We start from the raw sequence: 18,059 nt of genomic DNA, 5'->3' as shown, positions 1-18,059 counted from the left end.
CTACTAGCGCACAATAATTCTTTTTTATTATGCTGATTATAAATAATCAACATAAATCAATGATGGCGGTGAAGGAGGGATTCGAACCCTCGATGCGGCTATAAACCGCATACTCCCTTAGCAGGGGAGCGCCTTCAGCCTCTCGGCCACCTCACCGTCTTGAGGAGGCACATATTACTTTTTACCAAAAATATGTCAATGACTTTCTTAGTAAAAAACAAGGTAATTCGTTCAACAGTCTATGAAATAACCAAAATGGATAAAAATAAACCGAGATACGAGTTTTGTGCCTCTCATTTTCTATTTATTCCAGTCAAATTAACAGCTGACTAAAAATAAATAAGGCCAACAATGTTAGCCTATTTTCATGCGATATTAAAAGTTACCTGGTGCAGCAGCAGGAGTAGTTCCCTTTTCTGCTTGAATACGCATGTAAATCTCTTCACGGTGTACAGATACTTCTTTAGGCGCGTTAACACCGATACGTACTTGGTTGCCTTTAACGCCAAGTACAGTAACTGTTACTTCGTCACCAATCATTAGCGTTTCACCTACACGGCGAGTCAAAATTAGCATTCGAATGCTCCTTGAGTTATCTCAGTATTATAATAAATGTATGTATTGTCCGTTATCGCTTATGTTCACAAACGTCTCTGCTCAAGAAACAGCGATCAGAACGTTATTATCTTGTGATTGCTCTGTAATAACAAACGTTTTATGTAAAATTTCGGCCGCTTGTTGTAAATCAGCTTGAATAACGATAACCGACACACTTTTTGGTTCTGTATAACATTGATAGATATCAACACTATTAACCATTAGTTGATTGCAAGCAGAGTCTGCCATCCCTTCAACATTATCTCCGACTAACGTCAGAATTGATAAGCTACTAATATTGCGTATTTTTGTATTAAATACCAGTTTCAATTGTAAAAAAGTTGCTTTTGGCACAACAATTTGAAAACAATCGTCAGTATTAGTTAACACTCGATACTCTTTAGCAAGAAGAATTCTATCCTCTTCATTTATGTCAGTGCATTCGGCAAGGTATAAGTCTTGCTTTAGTGCTAACCCAGTAACTGGAAAATAGTCATTAGGCTTCTCACAAATAAGCGTTCCTTCACCATTATCAAAAGAAGAAAGAACTCTTAATGATACTGAAGATCTCCATGCATGAGATACTGAATGTTCCTGTAATACTTTCGCACCAGACTTTGCTAATGCGTGCATATCACTAAAAGAAACTTCTTTTAATTTACGAGTATTCGATACATAACGGGGATCTGAAGAATACACACCGTCTACATCAGTAAAGATCTGACATTCATCCGCTTTCAATGCGGCAGCTAAAGCAACAGCCGTTGTATCAGATCCACCTCTTCCGAGTGTTGTAATATTTCCGACACTATCTCTACCTTGAAAGCCAGCAACAATGACAACATAACCCTTATCAAGCCATTCGGTCAGTTTACTGGTTTCAATATGTTCGATAGTTGCATCGTTAAATACATCATTGGTTTTAATTCCTGCTTGATCTGCAGTCAGAGAAATCGCTTTGATGCCTTTTTGATTCAAAGATATAGCTAAAAGAGCAATAGAAACTTGTTCACCTGCAGAAAGTAACATATCTAATTCACGAGGTTCTGGAACCTCATTGATTTGATGCGCTAAATTTAGCAAACGATTCGTTTCTCCTGCCATAGCAGAAACAGCAACAACCACTTGGTGTCCTTGCTGTTTCGTTAAAATTATACGGTCAGAAACAAGTTGGATCCGTTCAACGGACCCAACTGATGTTCCACCATACTTTTGTACGATTAATGCCACTGATACGCCCTATGAAAGACGCTCAGTTAACCAAGCTTCAACCGTCGCTAACGCTGCAGGTAATGCTTTTGCATCGGTACCGCCCGCTTGAGCCATATCAGGACGGCCGCCGCCTTTACCACCCACTTGCTGTGCAACCATATTCACTAACTCGCCCGCTTTAACTTGGCCAATAAGGTCTTTAGTCACACCCGCAATTAAACCCACTTTATCGTCACTGACATTACCAATCATGATAACACCACTGCCAATTTGGTTTTTAAGTTCATCAACCATACCACGAAGGGCTTTATTATCAGCACCATCCAATTGAGTGATCAACACTTTAACGCCTGATATGTCTTGTACTTGACTGATTAAGTCTGAACTTGCTTGAGAAGCCAATTTATCTTTCAGTTGTTGGATTTCTTTTTCAAGTAACTTCGTTTTTGAACTCGCATCATGAAGCTTTTTATCCGCTAGTTTCTGCTGAGATTCAATTGCATCTAATGCTGCTTCACCAGTTACTGCTTCAATACGACGAATACCTGCGGCGATGCCACCTTCAGACGTGATTTTAAACAGACCTATATCACCCGTACTTGATGCGTGAATACCACCACATAGCTCAGTTGAAAACTCACCCATTGACAGTACACGAACTTCATCATCATACTTCTCACCAAACAGAGCCATTGCGCCTTTTTCTTTCGCCGCATCAACGTCCATAAGGTCAGTTTCAATTGCATGATTTAAACGTACTTGTTGGTTAACAATACGCTCAACAAGTCGAAGTTCTTCCGGTTTAACCCCTTCAAGGTTAGAGAAGTCAAAACGTAAACTTTCGGCTTTAACTAATGACCCTTTTTGCGTTACATGCTCACCCAGTACTTGACGAAGTGCTGCATGTAATAAATGGGTTGCCGAGTGGTTTAAAGTAATCGCAGTACGACGCTCTTCATCCACTTGAGCCATTGCGCTATCAGCCGTAGATAATACACCTTCCACTAGTTTACCGTGGTGACCAATCGCATTACCTACTTTTTGAGTATCAGTAACAACAAATTTACCCGCTTCTACGGTAATAATACCCGCATCACCAGATTGACCACCGGATTCAGCATAGAACGGTGTTACATCTAAGATTAGAATCGCATCATCGCCAGCAGAAAGCATTTCAACCGCTTCGCCTTCACGGAAAATTTCTAATACGGTTGCTTTAGCTTCCGTAAAATCATAACCGTGGAATACCGTTTCAGATTCAACTTTGATAACCGCATTATAATCAGTACCAAATTGACCCGCTTCACGAGCACGTTGGCGTTGTTCGTTCATCGCTTTTTCAAAACCATCTTCATCGATAGTTAATTCACGCTCACGAGCAACATCGTTCGTTAAGTCAGCAGGGAAACCGTAAGTATCATAAAGTTTAAATACGGTTTCGCCGTCAAGAACGGTGCCTTCTAGATTATCTAGCGCTTCGTTTAAAATAACCATGCCACGCTCAAGCGTACGGCCGAAGTTCTCTTCTTCAATCTTAAGTACTTTTTCTACTAGTGCTTGTTGCTTCTTAAGCTCTTCACCAGCCGTACCCATGATTTCAGCTAATGGTCCAACTAACTTATAAAAGTAAGAACCTTTAGCACCTAACTTGTTACCGTGACGTACTGCACGACGAATAATACGACGTAATACATAGCCACGACCTTCGTTTGACGGCATAACACCATCAACGATTAAATAAGAACAAGAACGGATGTGGTCTGCAACTACACGTAAAGATTGGTTTGAAAGATCATCATAACCAACAACTTTTGCCGTTTCTTTAATTAGTGTTTGGAAGATATCAATTTCATAGTTTGAATGTACACCTTGCATAATTGCAGCGATACGCTCAATACCCATCCCTGTATCTACTGATGGTTTTGGAAGTGGTTCCATTGTGCCATCAGCTAGGCGATTGAATTGCATGAAAACGTTGTTCCAGATTTCAATGAAACGGTCGCCATCTTCTTCAGGTGTACCTGGACGGCCACCCCAAATATGTTCACCGTGATCGTAAAAAATCTCAGTACAAGGACCGCAAGGACCCGTATCACCCATTTGCCAGAAGTTATCTGATGCATAAGGTGCGCCTTTGTTATCACCAATACGAACGATACGATCAGCTGGAATACCCATTTCTTTATTCCAGATCTCAAACGCTTCATCATCAGTTTCGTAGATTGTCACTAACAGACGATCCGCAGGAAGCTCTAAACGCTCAGTTAGGAATTCCCATGCATACTTAATTGCATCTTGCTTAAAGTAATCACCAAAGCTGAAGTTACCAAGCATTTCAAAGAAAGTATGGTGGCGAGCAGTAAAACCAACATTTTCTAAATCGTTATGTTTACCACCGGCACGAACACAACGCTGAGCGGTAGTTGCACGAGTATAGCTTCGCTTTTCAGAACCAAGGAAACAATCCTTAAACTGGTTCATACCGGCATTCGTAAATAAAAGAGTTGGATCATTCGCTGGAACTAGAGAAGAACTCTCAACAATTTGGTGCCCTTTGCTTTCAAAAAAAGCAAGGAATGCACGGCGGACTTCGTCAGTGCTCATATACATGTGGATATTCCTGATTGAATCGTAGTTAACTCACTCTTGTACTCATTGAAGCCAAGCAGTGTTTTTAAGACAGAATTTCGGATATTGTATACGCAAATGAAAATGAAATACAGATAACGACAGCGAACAAATAAGGAAACAGAAATAATTCTATTTTTGAGTGAAGCCGTCTCTTTTCATAGACGTAAAAAAGCCAAACACAAAGGTTTGGCTTTCTTTCATTTCAACAAGAATCAGAAAAATTAAAACTCTTCGTTTTCTTCTTCTATTTTCTCAACAACTTCTGGTTTATCTTCGGCTGGAGTTAATAGCATTTCACGTAATTTCTTATCAAGCTCTGCGCCAATTTCTGGATTTTCGCGCATAAATTTAGATGCGTTTGCTTTACCTTGACCGATCTTATCGCCATTGTAGCTATACCAAGCGCCTGCTTTATCGACTAATTTATGTTTAACACCTAAATCAATCAGTTCGCCTTCACGGTTAAACCCTTTACCGTATAGAATTTGAGTTTCAGCTTGTTTAAATGGCGCTGCAATTTTATTCTTAACAACTTTAATGCGAGTCTCATTACCAACAACTTCATCGCCATCTTTTACTGCGCCAGTACGACGAATATCAAGACGAACAGAAGCATAGAACTTCAATGCATTACCACCCGTTGTTGTTTCTGGGTTACCAAACATTACTCCAATTTTCATACGAATTTGGTTAATGAAGATACACATACAGTTCGACTGTTTTAGATTACCCGTTAACTTACGCATTGCTTGCGATAGCATACGAGCTTGAAGACCCATGTGGCTATCGCCCATTTCGCCTTCAATTTCAGCTTTAGGTGTTAGAGCTGCCACAGAATCGACAACAATCACGTCAACAGCGCCAGAACGAGCTAGTGCATCAACAATTTCTAATGCTTGCTCACCAGTATCAGGTTGAGAACATAATAATTGGTCAATATCAACGCCAAGTTTTTGTGCGTAAATAGGGTCTAGTGCGTGCTCCGCATCGATGAATGCACAGGTTTTTCCTGCTTTTTGTGCTTGAGCAATTGCTTCTAAAGTTAGTGTTGTTTTACCTGATGATTCAGGGCCGTAAATTTCTACGATACGTCCCATTGGTAAACCGCCAGCACCTAGGGCAATATCAAGAGATAAAGAACCAGTAGACACAGTTTCAACATCCATTGTGCGGTTATCGCCCAACTTCATGATTGAACCTTTACCAAATTGTTTTTCAATTTGACCTAATGCTGCGGCCAGTGCTTTTTTCTTGTTATCGTCCATTTGATTCTCCAGAATTCTAGATCACTAAATCAGTTAATGACCAGTAGTATACTGTCTATTCATACAGTGTCTATAGCTTTGATTCATTTTTTATTTAATTTTGATAACGTGGCATCTAAAATTAATCCTAACCACTTGAATTAATTCGCTTCTAATAGCCTTTTCTTTAATGTGAGAAATGCATATTCAATCGCAGATTGTCTTACTTCTGTACGATCACCAGTAAAATAGACCGTTGTTTCTACATGCCACTTAGTGGTGTCAGCAAAGCCAAAACAAACCGTACCAGTCGGTTTCCCTTCTGTCGCTCCCCCTGGACCTGCAATGCCACTGATCGACACCGATATATCTGCTTCACTGTGTGCTAGTGTGCCAAAAGCCATTTCCTTTACGACTTCTTCACTCACTGCGCCAAAACGACCAATAGTCTCTAAGTTCACCCCAAGAGAATCTTGTTTTGCTTTATTACTGTACGTCACAAAACCTCGTTCAAACCATGCTGAACTGCCTGCATTTTCAGTAGCACAAAATGCAACACCTCCGCCAGTACAAGATTCTGAACACGCCATCATTTTTCCTTGTTGCATTAATAACTCTCCCACTTTTTGTGCGAGTTGCGCATTTTTTATCATATCCATTTAAATTCTTTCCATCTTGATTCGAATTTTATCTATTCTATCTTTGATTGCTGTCTTGATTCACGTATTCTAGCAGCAAATATTTATCTTCAATTATTAGGTCTCGTTGTGGCAATAAAATCAACTGAAAAACACACACCCATGATGCAACAGTACTTACGTTTAAAGTCTGAGAATCCTGACATTCTACTGTTCTATCGCATGGGAGATTTCTACGAGCTTTTCTATGATGATGCCAAACGAGCGTCTCAATTACTTGAGATATCTTTAACTAAACGTGGGTCTTCCGCAGGTGAACCAATCCCAATGGCAGGTCTTCCTTATCACGCGGTTGAAGGATACTTAGCTAAACTGGTTCAACAAGGTGAGTCAGTTGCGATTTGTGAACAAATAGGTGACCCCGCGACAAGTAAAGGCCCAGTAGAACGAAAAGTCGTGCGTATTGTGACCCCAGGAACAGTGACCGATGAGGCACTTCTTCCTGAGCGTTTTGATAACCTAATCGCAGCGATTTATCATCATAAAGGCCAATTTGGTTACGCAACATTAGACATCACCTCGGGTCGATTTAAAGTTTCTGAACCGTCAACCGAAGAATCAATGCTCGCTGAGCTACAACGAACTTCACCGACAGAATTGCTATTTAGTGAAGACTTTGAACCTGTTCATCTGCTTGAAAAACGTAATGGTAATCGCCGTCGTCCAGTATGGGAATTTGAATTAGACACCGCAAAGCAACAACTAAACCAACAATTTGGTACTCGTGATCTTGTTGGTTTTGGTGTTGAAAATGCAGAATTTGGTTTATGTGCCGCAGGTTGTTTAATTCAATACGTTAAAGATACCCAACGCACTACCTTGCCACATATTCGCTCTATCGTAATGGATCGCCAAGACGATTCGGTGATCTTAGATGCGGCAACTCGTCGTAACTTAGAAATAACGCAAAACTTAGCGGGTGGGTTCAACCACACGTTATCAGAAGTTCTTGATCATACTTCAACCGCAATGGGTAGTCGTTTATTAAAACGCTGGTTACATCAACCGATAAGAACCCATGATGTTCTCAATCAGCGTCTTGATGCGATCGGAGAGCTAAAAAGCAATGGGTTATATGCCGAACTCTCTCCTCAATTAAAGCAAATTGGCGATGTAGAACGCATTCTAGCGCGATTAGCCTTACGTTCGGCTCGTCCAAGAGATCTTGCTCGTTTACGCAATGCATTACAGCAATTACCTGAACTAGCACAAAGTACTCAGGCATTTGAACAAACGCATTTATTAGAACTTGCGTCTCTTGCCCAACCTATCGATTCTATTTGTGAATTATTGGAACGAGCAGTTAAAGAGAATCCACCCGTTGTTATTCGTGACGGTGGTGTATTGGCTGACGGTTATAATGAAGAATTAGATCAATGGCGAGATCTTGCTAATGGCGCCGCTCTATTCTTAAGTAAATTAGAGCAAGAAGAGCGTGAACGTCACGACATTGATACGTTGAAAGTTGGTTATAATAACGTTCATGGTTTTTATATTCAGATCAGTAAAGGGCAAAGCCATAAAGCCCCTGCACATTATGTTCGCCGTCAAACATTGAAAAATGCTGAGCGCTACATCATTCCAGAGCTTAAAGCCCATGAAGATAAAGTGCTAAGCTCAAAATCTAAAGCTTTAGCGATAGAGAAAAAATTATGGGAAGAATTGTTCGATCAACTTCTGCCTCATTTAGAACAACTCCAATTAATGGCTAACGCGATTTCTGAATTAGATGTACTCAGTAATCTTGCAGAACGTGCTGATACTCTTAACTACTGTCGTCCAACCTTATCATCAGACATTGGAATGAAGATTGAAGGCGGTCGCCATCCAGTAGTAGAACAAGTAATGAGTGACCCTTTCATTGCAAACCCTATAAACCTTAATAATGATCGTAAAATGTTAATCATTACAGGACCAAATATGGGTGGTAAATCCACCTACATGCGTCAAACGGCACTCATTGCGCTAATGGCTCATGTTGGGTGTTATGTGCCTGCCGATTCTGCACATATTGGTTTATTAGATCGAATATTTACTCGTATTGGTGCTTCTGATGATTTAGCGTCTGGTCGTTCTACTTTCATGGTCGAAATGACAGAAACCGCAAACATCTTACATAACGCGACACAACACAGTTTAGTGCTTATGGATGAAATTGGCCGTGGTACAAGCACCTACGATGGTTTATCCCTTGCATGGGCAAGTGCAGAATGGTTAGCAACAAAAATTAATGCAATGACATTATTTGCGACCCATTACTTCGAGTTAACTGAACTGCCAAATTTATTTAGTGGTTTAGCAAATGTACATTTAGATGCCGTTGAGCATGGTGATGAAATTGCCTTCATGCATGCTGTACAAGAAGGCGCCGCGAACAAATCATACGGTTTAGCTGTCGCATCGCTTGCTGGTGTACCAAAAGCCGTAATAAAAAAAGCGAAGCAAAAGCTTCAACAACTTGAAAATGGTCAACCAAAAAATCAATCGCTAACCAGCACCCAAATAAAACAAGAGCATCAGCTCTCTCTAATTCCAGAGCCTAGTGAAGTAGAAGAAGCATTAGCAAAAGTAAACCCTGATGACTTATCTCCTCGTCAGGCATTAGAAGCGCTTTATCGTTTAAAAGCACTCTTATAACCCCCTAAAAAATTAAAAGGCCGTAATTATTACATTGCGGCCTTTTTTCTCTGTTTTTTTGTCTTTCGTTTTCTCTTTTCCTATCTTAATTATTAGCATATTAAAAAATCACCTCTCATTATTTCAAACCAAATTTGACTATTTACTCGAAAGATCTTTTACTTAACATTAAATTAACAATAACGATAAATAACAACTCTTAATTTAGGATGTCGCTATGAGTCAGTCAGTATTCGATCACAAACAAAATCCATCGCTTCCACATGAAGCAATACTTCAATGGGCCGAAGAAAAACCAAATTCAATTTTCTTACGACAAGTCATAAATAGAGAATTTGTAGATTACACTTTTGCAGAAGTCGTCGATAAAGCGCTTCGCTTAGTCTCTGCATTACAAGATTTAGGGCTTAACCCTAAAGATCGTGTTGCGTTGATTTCGAAAAATTGTGCGGAATGGTTTATTACTGACCTTGCGTTAATGCTCGGGGATTTTGTCAGCGTTCCTATTTTTCCGACTGCAGGATTAGAGACAATTGAACACTGCTTAACACACAGTGACAGTAAAGTATTAATCGTAGGAAAACTTGATAATAGTGATGCGACTACACAGATAATTGAAAAATTAGATTATCTTTCAACGATCGCTTTTAATTATGATTCCGCATCGAAATGCCAACTTCAATTTGAAGATATTGTTCAACAACATCAACCTTCATCGTCTAGGCCAAGTCATCATGACAATACACTCATGTCGATTGTTTATACTTCGGGCACTTCCGGCCTGCCTAAAGGTGCAATGCTGACTTATGGTGGTTTTAGTACCTCAGCAAAACATCTCATTAACCATATAGGTATGAAACCCGATGATCGTCTTTTTTCATACCTTCCTCTCGCTCATATTACTGAGCGCGTTTATATCTTAGGATCAGCATTCTTTGGCGGAATACAGACCGCTTTCCCTGAATCTTTAGATACGTTTATCGACGACGTAAAAATGCATCGACCGACATTATTTATTTCAGTACCGAGATTATGGACTGTCTTTCAACAACGAATCCAAGATAAATTACCTCAGAAAAAACTCAATATTTTACTTAAAATTCCATTCATTAATGGCATCATAAAACGTAAATTAGCCGACGGATTAGGGTTAGATAAAGCCAGAGTGCTTGGTTGTGGTTCCGCTCCCGTCTCTGCCGGATTACTTAAATGGTATGAAAGTATTGGATTGAATATTACCGAAGCGTGGGGCATGACTGAAACCTTTGCCTACAGTACTCTTAATCACCCTTATCGCTCAGATAAAGTAGGTACCGTTGGAGCTGCTGGCCCTGGCGTCGAATTAAAAATAGCCCAAGACGAAGAAATACTGGTCAGAGGGGACGGAATGTTCGCCGGTTACTACAAAAATGATGGAGCGACTGCTGAAAGTTTTAATAAAGACGGCTGGTTGCATACTGGCGATATTGGTTCAATTGATTCAGAAGGTTTTCTTACTATTCAAGGTCGTAAAAAAGACACCTTTAAAACCGCAAAAGGGAAATTCGTTGCTCCTGTACCCATTGAAAAACGTATTTTTGATTTAAGTAATCTAGAAATGATGTGCCTAATTGGATCGGGATTAACTGGCCCTATTCTCTTAGCTATTCCTCATACCTATCCTAACTTTGATCAAAAGAGATATGAACGAACAGCCCTTAAAAACTTAGAAACAATTAATAGTGGCTTAGAGTCTCATGAAAAGCTCAAAGGTATACTAATGGTTAAAGAACCATGGACGATTGAAAATGGAATATTAACCCCGACATTGAAGATAAAACGCCATATTTTAGAAAAAAAATATCACGACTTTGCATCTCAATGGCCAAAAGACAAAAAAATCATCTGGGAATAACGTTAAAAACAGACAGTTAATTGATAAAAATAGCAACCTAACATCAAATCGGGCCTAAACGCTTTATAACAGAAAGTTTTAGGCCTTTTTATTGAAAAAATAACGTGATTCAATAAAAAACCATTACATAGTCGATACATTTTCGTCTGATTAATCCTAAAACCTACTCATTTATATAAAATCCATCCATTACCCTGTTTTTTATTAACCAACTTGTCATTTATACAACAAACTGCATTACGCAACCGTTTAGCTGTTAAAATAAATAATTACAAAACAACAGAAAAGTAATTTAAAATCAAATAGATAACAACATGTACATGTATTTATAAGCATTTACCTTATTGACATTACTATTATTTTCTTTAGACTCCCGTCCGTTTATCAAAATTACGATCAAAATTAACTTAACATCGACGAGGATCTAACATGTCGCATGACAATGATTTTAGCTTAGGACCAGTACCTAAGACGGCCAGAAAAGGCATAGTATCCCTAACCCTAGTAATGCTAGGCCTTACTTTTTTCTCGGCAAGCATGTGGACAGGTGGAGCCCTTGGTACTGGACTCTCTTTTAATGATTTTTTCCTCGCCGTTCTTATTGGTAATTTAATTCTCGGTATATACACTTCTTTTCTTGGTTACATTGGGGCTTCTACTGGCCTTTCTACTCATCTCCTCGCTCGATTCTCATTTGGTTCTAAAGGTTCTTGGCTCCCTTCTTTACTCCTTGGCGGTACCCAAGTCGGTTGGTTTGGCGTTGGTGTTGCCATGTTTGCCATCCCAGTACAAAAAGCCACAGGTATTGATACAAACACCCTGATTGTAATTTCAGGTCTATTAATGACAGTGACTGTCTATTTTGGTATTTCAGCTTTGATGATTCTTTCAATGATTGCTGTTCCTGCTATTTCAATACTTGGTGGTTACTCAGTGTTAACCGCTGTCGATAGCGTCGGTGGTATTAGCGAATTACAAAAAATTCAACCAACCGAACCGATGGACTTCTCTATCGCACTCGCCATGGTCGTCGGTTCTTTTATTAGTGCAGGCACATTAACTGCTGATTTTGTTCGATTTGGAAAAAAACCAATGGGGGCCGTTGCGATTACAATGATTGCTTTCTTTATTGGTAACTCCCTTATGTTTATCTTTGGTGCCGCAGGCGCATCCGTTACTGGCCAATCAGATATATCTGAAGTCATGATCGCACAAGGACTGTTGATCCCTGCCATCATTGTTTTAGGATTAAATATCTGGACGACAAACGATAACGCCCTTTACGCATCAGGCCTTGGTTTCTCAAATATCACCGGATTACCAAGTAAATATGTCTCAATGTTGAATGGTTTAATCGGTACCATTTGTGCCTTATGGTTATATAACAACTTTGTTGGATGGTTAACTTTCTTATCATTAGCCATTCCACCAATTGGTGGGGTAATTATTGCGGATTTCTTCCGTAACCGTAAACGCTACCATGATTTTAATAATGCTAAGTTTAAAACCATTAACTGGGCAGGTATCATAGCCGTCGTTATTGGTGTTGCAGCAGGTAAATTCCTACCTGGAATAGTTCCTTTGAACGCCGTATTAGGTGGCGCATTAGGTTACTTATTGCTGAACCCAATTTTAAATAAAGAACCAGCGTCTAAAACAGAAATAGCATAGAAGAATTATCATGACTGATTTATTAATTAAAAATATCGCACTACGAGATCAAGAAGGTTTATTCCAAATCTTGATTCAAGATGGTCAATTTACAGCCATTGCTAACAACCATGAAGAACTGTCTTTTTCAGGGGATATTTTAGATGCTGAAGGTGGATTAGCGAATGCCCCTTTCTGTGAGCCCCATGTTCATTTGGATACGACTCAAACCGCAGGCGAACCAAGTTGGAATATCTCGGGTACCCTTTTTGAAGGTATAGAACGTTGGTCTGAGCGCAAGAAACTTCTCACTGTTGACGATGTTAAAAGCCGTGCGAAACAGACATTAAAATGGCAAATAGCTAACGGTATTCAACATGTTCGTACGCATGTTGATGTATCTGACCCAACACTGATTGCACTAAAAGCAATGCTTGAAGTAAAAGAAGAGATGAAAGAATGGATTGATATCCAAATCGTCGCTTTTCCTCAAGAAGGCATTCTTTCTTACCCTAATGGGAAAGCGTTATTAGAAGAAGCGGTTCAACTGGGTGCCGACGTTATTGGTGCTATCCCTCACTTTGAATTTACTCGTGAGTATGGCGTTGAATCACTTCATTATGTTTTCGAATTAGCGCAAAAATACGATCGTCTGATTGATGTGCATTGCGATGAAATTGATGATGAACAATCTCGCTTTATCGAAACCCTAGCCGCATTAGCTCATAAATTTAATATGGGCGAAAAAGTAACGGCCAGCCATACTACAGCCATGCATTCTTATAATGGGGCTTATGCTTCGCGTTTATTCCGACTATTAAAAATGTCAGGCATCAACTTTGTTGCTAACCCATTAGTAAATATTCACTTACAAGGTCGATTTGATGATTACCCTAAACGCCGTGGCATCACACGCGTTAAAGAGATGCTTGCAAGCGATATTAACGTTTGTTTTGGTCATGATGATATCTTTGACCCTTGGTATCCATTAGGCACGGCTAACATGCTTCAAGTGCTGCACATGGGACTGCATGTATGCCAGATTATGGGCTATGAGCAAATCAATCAAGGCCTTGATCTTATTAGCTACAAATCGGCAAGAACACTAAATATTCAAGAAAATTATGGTATTGATGTAGGTAAGCCAGGTAATTTAATTATTCTTCCTGCTGAAAATGGTTTTGATGCACTTCGTCGTCAAGTTCCTGTTCGTTACTCTATCCGTCAAGGTAAGATTATTTCAGAAACTCAACCAGCAACGACTACAATTACTTTAGATAAAGCAGAGATAGTTTCATTTAAACGTTAATTCAATAAATCACATAATAAAAAGACAAGTGGGAGCCTAAGTGCTCCCATTTTTTATGACTACTCTAGCCAGAATGTTATACTTACATTAACTCAAGAAAAATGGCGATATTATGACACAGCAAAATAACCCGCTTCACGGTGTAACCCTGCAAGGGATCTTAACTGAATTAGTTGAGCACTATGGGTGGGAAGAATTAAGCTACATGATAAACATCAATTGTTTTAAATCAGATCCAACAATTAAATCCAGCTTAAAGTTTTTACGTAAAACAGAATGGGCACGAGTTCGTGTTGAAAATGTGTACTTAAAACTTCAACGCCATAAAGAAAGAGCATCAAAATAAATAGACGATAGAGAGTGTCTCTGTATCTACATTATTTAATCGCTTAAAAATAAAAAGCCCCGTAAGTTTTCACTTACGGGGCTTTTTTAATTAAAGAGCGTTAGCCAGAATTACTTCTTAGCGTTAGCTTCTTTAACTGCAACGATTACTTGCTCAGCAACGTTCATTGGACAAGGTGCGTAATGTGAGAACTCCATAGAGAACTGACCACGACCAGAAGTCATTGTACGTAGAGAACCGATGTAACCAAACATTTCTGAAAGAGGAATGTCAGCTTTAACACGAACACCAGTTACGCCAGCCATTTGGTCTTTGATCATGCCACGACGACGGTTAAGGTCACCGATTACATCACCAACGTGATCATCTGGAGTGAACACATCTACAGCCATGATTGGTTCTAGAAGTTGTGCACCAGCTTTAGGCATAGATTGACGGAATGCGCCTTTCGCTGCGATTTCAAATGCTACTGCAGATGAATCGACTGCGTGGAAGCCACCGTCAAGAAGTTCGATTTCAACATCAAGAACAGGGAAACCAGCAAGAACACCAGTATCCATCATGCCTTTGAAGCCTTTCTCGATTGCAGGCCAGAATTCTTTAGGAACGTTACCGCCCACTACAGAAGACTTGAATGAGAAGCCTGAACCAACTTCGCCTGGTTTCATGATGTAGTCGATCTTACCGAACTGACCAGAACCACCAGATTGTTTCTTATGCGTGTAGCTATCTTCAACAAGTTGAGTAATAGTTTCACGGTAAGCAACTTGAGGTTGACCAACAGAAAGGTCTACACCGTATGTACGACGAAGGATATCAACTTTAATGTCTAGGTGAAGTTCACCCATACCTTTAAGGATTGTTTCGCCAGTTTCTTCGTCAGTTTCAACTTGGAAAGATGGATCTTCTGCAACCATTTTACCGATAGCAATACCCATTTTCTCAGTACTGCCTTTATCTTTAGGCGTTACTGCGATTGAGATTACTGGTACAGGGAAAACCATTGGCTCAAGTGTTACTTCGTGCTTAGGATCACAAAGAGTGTGACCAGTTTGCACGTTTTTCATACCCACGATAGCGATGATGTCACCAGCTTGTGCGTAAGTTAATTCGTTACGATCATTCGCTTGCATCTCAACCATACGGCCAACACGCTCAGTTTTACCTGTAAATGAGTTAAGAATTGTGTCGCCTTTGTTCAATTTACCAGAGTAAATACGAACGAAAGTTAGGGCACCAAAACGGTCATCCATGATTTTGAATGCTAGCGCTTTGAATGTTTCATCAACAGAAACAATAGCGTGCTCGCCATTTTCTTCGCCGTTCTCATCCATTAGAGGTTGAGGATCAACTTCTGTTGGAGAAGGTAGGTAATCAACAACAGCATCAAGGATTAGTTGCATACCTTTGTTCTTAAACGCAGAACCACAGTAAGCTGGGAAGAAATCCATTGTGCGAGTACCCTTACGGATACACATTTTTAGTTGCTCAATAGTTGGCTCTTCGCCTTCCATGTAAGCTTCCATTAGGTCGTCGTCTTGCTCTACAGCAGTTTCAACTAGCATCTCACGGTATTCTTCTACTTGATCAACCATATCCGCTGGGATATCAGTGATTTCGTAGTTTTCAGGAAGACCAGTGTCATCCCAAACGAAAGCTTTGCGAGTTAGAAGGTCAACAACACCAACGAAATCATCTTCGATACCAATAGGTAGAACCATGATTAGTGGGTTAGCACCTAGTACTGTTTCTGTTTGCTTAATAACACGGAAGAAATCAGCACCCATACGGTCTAGTTTGTTAACGAAGATAATACGTGCAACTTCTGATTCGTTCGCGTAACGCCAGTTAGTTTCTGATTGAGGTTCAACACCACCAGAACCACAGAATACACCGATACCACCGTCAAGTACTTTTAGAGAACGGTAAACTTCAACTGTGAAGTCAACGTGTCCAGGAGTATCGATAACGTTAAAACGGTGATCTTTCCAGAAACAACTTACAGCTGCTGACTGGATAGTAATTCCGCGCTCAGCTTCCTGTTCCATGAAGTCAGTCGTAGATTCGCCATCATGTACTTCACCAGTTTTGTGGATCTGACCAGTAAGTTTTAGGATACGCTCAGTTGTGGTAGTTTTGCCCGCATCAACGTGCGCGAAAATACCAATGTTTCTGTATTTAGATAAATCAGTCATTGTTTTACTCTATTAATAGGATAGAAAATGCGCGCAGAGTATAACATAAACTGTCAATTGGTATATGCTTTGTTCTATTTTTGGATAGAATTTAGCCCCAATCGACACCGATTACTTTCTGCTTTAGCAAGTTATAGACGAATTTACACAATTTCAAATGCAAAGAATAGTGCAAATTCATAATAATTATTGATTATAGTTCATCAAAAGCATCAATTGCCTCTGATAATTTTTTCACACCATGAATTTGCATGCCTTCAATCCCCCCTTTCGGCATATTAGCGGCAGGAACAATCGCGCGTTTAAATCCATGTTTATACGCTTCCATAAGACGCTCTTGACCACTAGGAACTGGACGGATTTCACCGGCAAGCCCTACCTCACCAAAAACAACGACATCTTTTGGTAATGGACGATCTTTAAAGCTAGATAATAGCGCCATTATCAATGCTAAATCGGCACTGGTTTCTGCAACTTTTACGCCACCAACCACATTGACAAAGACATCCTGATCCGCCATTTGCAGACCTCCATGTTTATGAAGTACAGCAAGTAACATCGACAAACGGTTTTGATCTAGCCCAACAGAAACTCGACGTGGATTCGATAGTTGGGAGTAATCGACTAATGCTTGAATTTCAACCAACAACGGACGTGTCCCTTCCCAAACAACCATAACAGAGCTGCCTGACGTTTCCTCTTCGCCACGGGATAGAAAAATCGCAGACGGATTATTTACTTCTTTCAATCCTTGCCCCGTCATTGCAAATACGCCCAATTCATTTACGGCACCAAAACGGTTTTTATTACAACGCAATGTTCTAAATCGACTGTCTGCGCTTCCATCAAGCAATACAGAACAATCAATAATATGCTCCAGTACTTTTGGTCCTGCAAGCGAACCATCTTTAGTTACATGCCCCACAAGAAATATAGACACATTATTTTGTTTTGCATAACGAGTAAGTGTTGTTGCTGATTCTCTAACTTGAGCAACACTGCCTGGAGACGATTGAACATCATCGACATGCATCACTTGAATCGAGTCAATAACCATTATTTTAGGTTTTTCTTTGTCTGCGATCTGACAAATTTTATCAATGCTGGTTTCAGACAACATTTTCAAATTATCTTTTGGCAGCCCAAGACGAGATGCTCGCATGGCGACTTGTTGTAATGATTCTTCCCCCGTTACATACAACGTTGGCATTTCACTGGCTAAACGACACATGGTTTGCAACAGCAGTGTGGACTTACCAGCCCCCGGATTACCACCGATTAAGATAGCCGCACCAGGAACAATCCCACCACCAAGTACCCGATCAAACTCTTTAAAGCTGCTACTAAAACGAGGGACCTCTTGAAGATCAATACTTGATAGCGTTTGAACTTTAGAATCCGTAGCAGAACCTGAGTATCCGACCAATCGTTCGTTCCTAGCCACTTGAGGAGAAGCCGCTAATCGAACCTCTGTAATCGTGTTCCACGCCCCACAAGCACTACACTGTCCTTGCCAACGAGGGAAGTCTGCCCCACAATCGTTACAAACGTAGGCACGTTTTGCTTTTGCCATATATCACCGAATCACTGTATTTGAAGGTATGGGAAATGAATATTTAACGTATGCCATTAAATATTTTATCAAT

12 protein-coding genes and 1 tRNA gene are annotated in these 18,059 nt (G+C 40.0%); 5 read left to right on the top strand and 8 right to left on the bottom strand.

Translation table 11 applies throughout. From position 1 onward, the window contains the following. Nucleotides 1–63: 63 nt before the first annotated feature. The 6 genes from A6E04_RS14190 to A6E04_RS14165 form a co-directional block, all read right to left on the bottom strand. Nucleotides 64–156, bottom strand: a tRNA-Ser gene (locus A6E04_RS14190). Between the two features lie 219 nt (nucleotides 157–375). Next, nucleotides 376–576, bottom strand: coding sequence for a carbon storage regulator CsrA (gene csrA / locus A6E04_RS14185; RefSeq protein ID WP_012549444.1), 201 nt, complete (start codon nucleotides 574–576; stop codon nucleotides 376–378). An 81-nt stretch (nucleotides 577–657) separates the two neighbouring features. Further along, on the bottom strand, nucleotides 658–1,827 hold the full coding sequence (locus tag A6E04_RS14180) for an aspartate kinase (protein WP_012549443.1): 1,170 nt from the start codon (nucleotides 1,825–1,827) through the stop codon (nucleotides 658–660). A 9-nt stretch (nucleotides 1,828–1,836) separates the two neighbouring features. Next, nucleotides 1,837–4,419: an alanine--tRNA ligase gene (gene alaS, locus A6E04_RS14175; protein WP_065611657.1), complete on the bottom strand. Its 2,583-nt coding sequence runs from the start codon at nucleotides 4,417–4,419 to the stop codon at nucleotides 1,837–1,839. Between the two features lie 242 nt (nucleotides 4,420–4,661). Continuing rightward, nucleotides 4,662–5,705: a recombinase RecA gene (gene recA / locus A6E04_RS14170; protein ID WP_017021090.1), complete on the bottom strand. Its 1,044-nt coding sequence runs from the start codon at nucleotides 5,703–5,705 to the stop codon at nucleotides 4,662–4,664. 140 nt (nucleotides 5,706–5,845) lie between these two features. After that, a complete protein-coding gene (locus tag A6E04_RS14165; RefSeq protein WP_065611656.1) occupies nucleotides 5,846–6,343 on the bottom strand; it encodes a CinA family protein in 498 nt (165 codons plus the stop codon). A gap of 114 nt (nucleotides 6,344–6,457) precedes the next feature. Here A6E04_RS14165 and mutS point away from each other — a divergent pair, with 114 nt between their 5' ends. The 5 genes from mutS to A6E04_RS14140 all read left to right on the top strand — a co-directional run bounded on the left by mutS (nucleotide 6,458) and on the right by A6E04_RS14140 (nucleotide 14,218). Then, entirely contained in the window at nucleotides 6,458–9,019 is a 2,562-nt protein-coding gene (mutS, locus tag A6E04_RS14160) for a DNA mismatch repair protein MutS (protein WP_065611661.1), read from the top strand. Between the two features lie 217 nt (nucleotides 9,020–9,236). Then, entirely contained in the window at nucleotides 9,237–10,913 is a 1,677-nt protein-coding gene (locus tag A6E04_RS14155; protein WP_065611655.1) for an AMP-binding protein, read from the top strand. A gap of 429 nt (nucleotides 10,914–11,342) precedes the next feature. Beyond that, the gene (codB, locus tag A6E04_RS14150) at nucleotides 11,343–12,584 is read left to right on the top strand and encodes a cytosine permease (protein ID WP_017021086.1); all 1,242 of its coding nucleotides are present in this window, start codon (nucleotides 11,343–11,345) and stop codon (nucleotides 12,582–12,584) included. 10 nt (nucleotides 12,585–12,594) lie between these two features. Continuing rightward, nucleotides 12,595–13,872 (top strand): cytosine deaminase, encoded by a 1,278-nt coding sequence (locus A6E04_RS14145; RefSeq protein WP_012549436.1) that lies wholly within the window; start codon nucleotides 12,595–12,597, stop codon nucleotides 13,870–13,872. A gap of 112 nt (nucleotides 13,873–13,984) precedes the next feature. Beyond that, nucleotides 13,985–14,218 (top strand): VF530 family protein, encoded by a 234-nt coding sequence (locus A6E04_RS14140; RefSeq protein ID WP_012549435.1) that lies wholly within the window; start codon nucleotides 13,985–13,987, stop codon nucleotides 14,216–14,218. A gap of 110 nt (nucleotides 14,219–14,328) precedes the next feature. Here the strand turns inward: A6E04_RS14140 and fusA are convergent, their stop codons facing one another. Together fusA and radA are read right to left on the bottom strand one after the other, a co-directional pair. Then, nucleotides 14,329–16,413, bottom strand: a complete 2,085-nt coding sequence (gene fusA, locus A6E04_RS14135; protein ID WP_017021085.1) for an elongation factor G — start codon at nucleotides 16,411–16,413, stop codon at nucleotides 14,329–14,331. Nucleotides 16,414–16,606: 193 nt separating this feature from the next. Beyond that, a complete protein-coding gene (gene radA / locus A6E04_RS14130; RefSeq protein WP_012549433.1) occupies nucleotides 16,607–17,986 on the bottom strand; it encodes a DNA repair protein RadA in 1,380 nt (459 codons plus the stop codon). Nucleotides 17,987–18,059 lie beyond the last annotated feature (73 nt).

Origin of the sequence: Aliivibrio logei, assembly GCF_001691055.1 — a bacterium.
GTDB lineage: Bacteria > Pseudomonadota > Gammaproteobacteria > Enterobacterales > Vibrionaceae > Aliivibrio > Aliivibrio salmonicida.
The sequence above is the reverse complement of the archived record's forward strand: the minus strand, read 5'-3'. Positions and strand labels throughout refer to the sequence as shown.